This window comes from Vibrio sp. V03_P4A6T147, from assembly GCF_002241085.1.
Taxonomy (GTDB): domain Bacteria; phylum Pseudomonadota; class Gammaproteobacteria; order Enterobacterales; family Vibrionaceae; genus Vibrio; species Vibrio anguillarum.
Window position 1 is genome coordinate 1 of sequence record NZ_NDIO01000027.1, and the last position, 6,530, is coordinate 6,530.

The 6,530-nt window shown below is 44.1% G+C and carries 8 protein-coding genes; 4 read left to right on the plus strand and 4 right to left on the minus strand.

Annotated features, from left to right (window positions below):
• Window positions 1-139: 139 nt before the first annotated feature.
• The gene (bolA, locus tag B9J84_RS00930; protein WP_179217485.1) at window positions 140-448 is read right to left on the minus strand and encodes a transcriptional regulator BolA; all 309 of its coding nucleotides are present in this window, start codon (window positions 446-448) and stop codon (window positions 140-142) included.
• Window positions 449-609: 161 nt separating this feature from the next.
• On the opposite strand from bolA, the gene B9J84_RS00935 reads away from it, so the two are divergent.
• The 4 genes from B9J84_RS00935 (at window position 610) to B9J84_RS00950 (ending at window position 4,354) form a co-directional block, all read left to right on the plus strand.
• On the plus strand, window positions 610-1,740 hold the full coding sequence (locus B9J84_RS00935; RefSeq protein ID WP_094123317.1) for a methyltransferase: 1,131 nt from the start codon (window positions 610-612) through the stop codon (window positions 1,738-1,740).
• Between the two features lie 24 nt (window positions 1,741-1,764).
• Window positions 1,765-2,334, plus strand: coding sequence for a YajG family lipoprotein (locus tag B9J84_RS00940; protein ID WP_094123318.1), 570 nt, complete (start codon window positions 1,765-1,767; stop codon window positions 2,332-2,334).
• A complete protein-coding gene (locus B9J84_RS00945; RefSeq protein WP_013856167.1) occupies window positions 2,334-2,879 on the plus strand; it encodes a peptidylprolyl isomerase in 546 nt (181 codons plus the stop codon). Before B9J84_RS00940 ends, B9J84_RS00945 begins: the two co-directional genes overlap by 1 nt.
• 83 nt (window positions 2,880-2,962) lie before the next feature.
• A complete protein-coding gene (locus B9J84_RS00950; RefSeq protein WP_026029152.1) occupies window positions 2,963-4,354 on the plus strand; it encodes an AmpG family muropeptide MFS transporter in 1,392 nt (463 codons plus the stop codon).
• Window positions 4,355-4,409: 55 nt separating this feature from the next.
• Here B9J84_RS00950 and B9J84_RS00955 read toward each other — a convergent pair whose 3' ends face one another.
• The 3 genes from B9J84_RS00955 to B9J84_RS00965 all read right to left on the minus strand — a co-directional run bounded on the left by B9J84_RS00955 (window position 4,410) and on the right by B9J84_RS00965 (window position 6,430).
• Window positions 4,410-5,093 carry a ChrR family anti-sigma-E factor gene (locus tag B9J84_RS00955; protein WP_094123319.1) on the minus strand — a complete coding sequence of 228 codons (684 nt, stop codon included), beginning with the start codon at window positions 5,091-5,093 and terminating at the stop codon, window positions 4,410-4,412.
• Complete coding sequence (locus B9J84_RS00960) at window positions 5,090-5,692, minus strand: RNA polymerase sigma factor (protein ID WP_013856164.1); 603 nt, start codon at window positions 5,690-5,692, stop codon at window positions 5,090-5,092. The genes B9J84_RS00955 and B9J84_RS00960 overlap by 4 nt, the downstream gene beginning before the upstream one ends.
• Window positions 5,693-5,854: 162 nt before the next feature.
• Window positions 5,855-6,430 carry an LON peptidase substrate-binding domain-containing protein gene (locus B9J84_RS00965; protein WP_026029151.1) on the minus strand — a complete coding sequence of 192 codons (576 nt, stop codon included), beginning with the start codon at window positions 6,428-6,430 and terminating at the stop codon, window positions 5,855-5,857.
• Between the last annotated feature and the right edge of the window lie 100 nt (window positions 6,431-6,530).

The following is a 6,530-nucleotide window of genomic DNA, read 5'->3' on the forward strand; positions in this document are numbered from 1 at the left end:
CCTTATGAGTATTTATTTTTATTCACTACCTAAAACAATTTCTCTCAACTTGTTCATCTCGTCAATTTGTTTAAATACTGTTAACATTCCGCTCAAAAACAGAACAAGAGAACGGCATATTCAGACGGTTCTGAACGAGTTATTTTCCACCGCCCATACACATAGGACTATCAGGTACGCCACTAATTTGCGCCTGCCACTCTTGTTGTGTGTAGGTATGAATCGAGAGTGCATGAATGTGGTTCGCTAACTCTTCTGCCAACACTTGGTTAACCTGTCGGTGACGGCCAATCAAACGCATTCCTTCAAAACTGTCACTCACCACAATGACTTTAAAATGGCTTTCCGATCCTGAAGGCACATTGTGCATATAGCTTTCATTTTCGACTTTCAAATAATCAGGGTGAAATGCTTGATGCAATTTTTGTTCGATTATGGGTTGGATCATACCGTTGCCTTTCTTCCTCAAATAAGAGCATGAGAACATATACGAGTGTAAAGAGATTTAAGTTTAACTAGCCTTATAGAATAGCGAAAGGTTTTGGTTCCTTGTTTCTACGCCATTTGAGACAATGCATCCGTAATTCTCACTACGACCTATAAAAAATTATGAAAACAGAGTTGGCACTGCATGATCGAACGTTGAGGTTGCGCAGTTTCCCGCATCTTGCAAACGAAACAGTACAAGCTTGGTATGCGGGCGATGAATATATGATTAATCATATTGAAGCGTTGAATTTAGCAATAGGCAAACGCATCCTTATTTTAAACGATCACTTTGGCGCTCTATCGTGTTGGTTTGCAGATAAGCATCACGTCACCATGATGAGCGACTCTTTTATTTCGCAACAAGGTACGTTAAACAATCTTCAGCGCAATCAGTGCCGCAACGTGCAATTGCTCTCAACAATGGATGCCATCCCTGAATCGGTCGATCTGGTGCTTTTTCAATTGCCCAAGAGCAATCGCCACTTGGTTTGGCAATTAAGCCAACTCCGTCAGTCCCTTGCCCAAGATTGCCCTGTGATAGCGGTCAACAAAGCGAAAGAGATCCACACATCAACCTTAAACTTATTTGAAAAGTATTTAGGTTCAACAAGCACTTCTCTTGCATGGAAAAAACACCGCCTCGTTTTTTCAGCACCGAACGTATCACCGATTGAAACGGTGGAACCCATAACTGAATGGGCCGTAGAAAGCGAATCCATCCGTCTAAAAAATCTGCCGAATGTCTACTCAGGTGAGGGATTGGATCTCGGCGCACGCTTTTTTCTACAGCATCTTCCACAAGATCCTGAGTTACAGCACATCATCGACCTTGGATGCGGCAACGGGGTGTTATCAATCAAGATGGGCCAACTCAATCCTCAAGTACGCATGACCTGCGTTGATGAAAGCTTGATGGCCGTCGAGTCTGCAAAGCTAAATTTGCTGGAGAATTTAGGAGAAGATCGCAATATTCAATGCATTGCGAATAACTGCTTAGATGGTTTTCAACAAGAGAGTAGCTGTTTAGTATTGTGCAACCCACCATTCCATCAACAACAAGCTATCACGGATCACATTGCTTGGCAGATGTTCTGTGATGCAAAGCATGTTCTTAAAAAAGGGGGACGATTATTAGTGATCGGCAATCGCCACCTCGGCTACGATGTAAAACTAGCAAGATTATTTGGCCAAGGGCAGGTAAAAACTGTCGCGACCAACCATAAATTTGTTATCTTACAAGCAACTAAATAGGCAAGGATAAGAAAGGAAATGACCATGAAAAAACTGGTTCTCGCAGCCTCAATCGCATTACTCACCGCTTGTGCCGCACCTCAGCAACAGCAAATCAACTTTATGCCTACTGCAACGACCAGCAAAAATACGGTCGTCAACAATAAAGCCTTTACTCTGGTTAGCAAAGATGTTCGATCGGCGCAATATGTGGCTTTAGTGGATAGTGGCCGCTCTAATATTGAGCCAATTCATGCCAAACAAAATGTTCGCATTGCGGTTGAGAATGCGTTGGCAGAACAATTTAGCTCTCAAGGCTATCGCTTAACAGTGAACAGCGAAAACAATGTCACCGTTGAAATTGCAGAAGCACTAGTGACGGTAAAACACAGCGTCATGTCGAATGAAATGGATGGCAGTGTCACGCTTGAAATCACCGCGGAAACACCAAAAGGCAAATTGGTGAAAACGTTCAACGGAACGGCAAAACGTTCCGGTACACTCAGCGCTTCAAATGATGAGATTGAAATGGTACTCAACGATGTCATGAACTTGATACTTAAAGAAATTGCCAATGACAGCGAACTTAATGGTTATTTACAGGAGCGCTTTTAATGTTACGTTCTCTCGTTACGACATTAGCGCTCGTCAGTTGCACTGCGTTTTCGGCGCCCAACGTCCTAATTGAGACGAACTTAGGGTCATTTACTGTTGAACTTAATACAGAGAAAGCGCCAACGACTGTCGCAAACTTCGTAAAATATGTTGAAGATGGCAGTTATGTTGGCAGCCAGTTCCACCGCGTTATCCCAGGGTTTATGGCACAAGGCGGCGGATTTGATGCGGATTTAAAACAACTCACCACTTACGCTCCCATCAAAAATGAAGCGAGCAATGGGTTGACCAATGACACCGCGACGATCGCAATGGCCCGTACCAATGATCCTAACTCGGCTACTCGCCAATTCTTTATTAACTTGGTCGATAATGATTTTCTCAACTACAACGCTCGCCCACCGGGTTATGCAGTCTTTGGTAAAGTCACGCAAGGGTTTGATGTTGTGCAAAAAATGGCTCAACAGCCGACCAGCACGAAAGGGCGAATGCAAGACGTCCCCATCGAACCAATCGTTATTACGAATGTCACACTAGAACAATAACCATACCAACGCCGATTTATCGGCGTTTGATTTTATTGGGTCGCCTTTCGACCTAAGCTGCTTTACTGACAAGGATTCGCTGTATGCCATCAACCTCCTCCTCTCTCACTTGGATGGAAACTATCCGTAGCTATCTTGATAAACGCCTATTGTGGGTATTTATGATGGGGTGTTCGAGCGGTTTCCCGTGGGTTTTGATTGGTTCAAATATGTCAGGATGGCTAAAAGATGCAGGCTTAACCACCGCTGCAATTGGTTATTTTGGCAGTGTCTTCGCAGTTTACGCGATTAATTTTCTATGGGCCCCATTGGTGGATCGCGTCAAATTACCCATTTTGACGCCATTATTAGGTCAACGCCGCAGTTGGGTATTTTTGTGCCAATCGATCATTTTGATCTGTACGCTGCTAATTGCGGGTGTCAATCCAGCCCAAAATTTGATGTTTACCTCAATGCTTGCCTTGGGCATTGCGATCGCTTCTGCCACTCAAGATATCGCGATTGATGCTTTTCGTATCGATACTTTCCCCAAATCACAAGCCAATAAGCTGCCACAAGCCTCCGCCATGGCCATCATGGGGTGGTGGACTGGATATTCTCTGCCGGGCTATCTCGCTTTTGTAAACGCCGATAGTATCGGTTGGAATGCCGTTTATTATGGCATGGCACTCTGTGTCGGGCTGTTAATGCTTTTCACGCTCTTGGTGGGCGAACCAAAAACACATCGCGAAGCGCTACAGCATCAAGCGGAGCTGCGACACAATCAGGTAGTTGGTTCGAAAGTCGTCGCGTGGTTCACCGTTACCGTAATCGAACCATTTCTCGATTTCTTCAAACGCAATGGCGCGCAAGTAGCACTAACCCTGCTGTTGTTTGTCTTTTTATTCAAGATTGGCGAAGCTTTTCTTGGCCGAATGTCGATTCCATTTTACAAAGAAATTGGCTTTAGCAACGAACAAATTGGTCACTACTCGAAGTTAATTGGTTGGGGAGCAACCCTGTTCTTCACTTTGATTGGTAGTATGTTTAACGTGCGATTTGGTATTGTTCGCGGCTTGATGATTGGTGGCATCGCGATGTCTGCCAGTAATTTGATGTTTTCGTGGATCGCTCAAGTTGGCCCTAATGAGCATCTGTTCTTGGCGACCATAATTGTCGATAACTTTACCACTGCGTTTTCCACCGTGGCCTTTGTTTCGTTTCTTACTGTGTTAACAGGGCAGGCATTTTCAGCAACGCAATATGCGCTATTGGCCTCTCTAGGAAACTTTGGCCGCACCACGTTGGCCTCTTTTAGCGGAGAGCTGGTCGACTATCTCAATAATTGGTCACTGTTCTTTATTATTACTGCACTGATGGTAGTACCAAGCCTTATCATGCTCTACTCACTGCGCCATTATTTTGCTGATTTACTGCAAAAAGCTCGGCAGAGAGACATCGATGATATTGCCAAGCAAGGCATTGATAAGCGTTAGATGAAAAAAAGGTCGTACAATACGACCTTTTTTAATTTGATGTGCCCGCTATAGACTACGGATAGAGACCTTTACCAAATAAGTTAAACACTCTCGCAACACCTTGCGTAAACAGCATCGGCTCAGTTAGCACCGTTAAGCATAAACAATCTTCATCCACTTTGGTAAAAGGGCTGTGTTTAATACTCGCATCTCTTTGAATGAAATCACCCACTTTATAATGCCCATCTTCATCACTGAAGCCACCATGGAGCACCAAGGTCGACTCAACCCCTTTGTGTGTATGCTGAGGGATCTGCACGTTGTGATTGATGTACATCAGGTTCATGCGAGAGTCTTCAGCAATATCTAGGTGGGCACTAAAAACTTTACCACCATAGCTGCGCCACTCGCCTTTGAAACGAATCAGTTGGCTCAGCGTACTAGGCAGCATAATAACGCGATCATTGACTTTAATTTCTATCGTCTCAGGCTTACGCAAGGTCGATGGGTGTAGAGTATCCAGTGCTGTGATCGTTTCAAACATCTGGTTTAAATGATCATCATTAGAAGCGGCCATTCTTTGTTGCGGTAACGATTGACTCAACAATGCTTCGGCGGCCCGAGTTTCTAAGTATTGAACCTGTTGACGACACTGAGTACAGAGTTCAAGGTGAGTGGCAATCATAATGCCATGCGCCGCATCAATTGAACCATTGGCATACTGCTGCAGTACTTCGTTGCTTGGATGGTTGCTCATAATTGCTCCGCTTGAATAGAATGTCTAAGTTTTTCAACGGCTAGTCGTAAACGCGATTTGACAGTACCGAGAGGAATATTGAACATCTCCGCAACCTGCTGCTGGGGCAGTTCTTCAAGATACACCGCCTTCACGATGGCTTGCTGAGCTTCAGGCAACAACGCCACAAACTTTAATATTTGCTCTTTTAACATGTCATGTTCAGGACAATAATGTTCAACCAAATCAGGTGGGCAGTAGTCAGTTGGCCAAATATCATCGGCATAAACATGTAACTCTCGTCCGCGCTGCTTACGCAGGAGATCAAAACACAAATTGCGTGCAATCGTGTAAACCCACGTCGAAAGCGAACTTTTTCGGTTATCGAATAGGTGAGATTTCTGCCACACCGTGGTCATGGTTTCTTGCACCATTTCTAACGCCACTTGCTCACTGCCTACATGCTTAAACGCAAACTGTTGTAAGCGAGGAGAGAAATAACGAAACACTAAGGCAAACGCCTGCTTATCACGTTGCTTGACACGTTCCATGCATTCAGCCCAGTCTTGCTTGGTGTAGCTTGGGCTTAGCGACACACTATGCTGAGAATCACTGCTCATGCTGCGCTCTTCCTTTAGGAGTAACCGTTGTTATTGGCATACAGTAGCCATGAACCTTTATACATGAGTAATACATACATCGATCACTCGTCGTATTCTTTTTTATGCAGAGCCACTACTACAGAGCGACTTCTCGTTTAAGTTTACTGCACGCTTTCAAGGTTAGTGTGAGACTTCGATTACCTGCAATAAAAAGTCAACCGCACTGTGCGCGTCATCCTGCCTCATTAAATCATCAAATTGTTGAATCGAGATAGGGAGCAGCTCTAGCCATCGCTGCGCCACCCAACTGGCATCATCAAAAAAACAGTGCGAATAGAGCTCGCCAAGCTGAGGAAATTGTTGATAAACCGCTTGCAGCTGGTGGCTTAAATACCATTCGTGAGGTTCTAAATCTCTTACTGGCCAACTGGGCAATGACGTGACCTGAGCAACTCGCAGGCCATCAAATTCGCTCACTACTGACTCTATTTTAAAGCGCTCCATTCCCATCACGGTTAATCCTAACATCCCATTGTCGAGCGCTTCAAAATCAACAATCTTAACCAACATCCCAAATTTAGATAACTGATTTGCTTTATTGCCTTTTTTGTTATCAATCAAACAAATCCCAAATGTAGAGTCAGACTGGCTGGATTGAGTGACCATCCTCTTATACCTTGATTCAAAGATCCGTAGCTTCATTTTCCCTTCTGGTAAAACGATTGAAGCTAAAGGAAACAGCATCAATTTCTTCATCATTCATCACTCTTCATCATGCCCGTCAATAAATACGTTGAAGATTACAAAACGATCACTAACTAAAAATGTTGGTTTATCGATTTGCATAAAACAATAC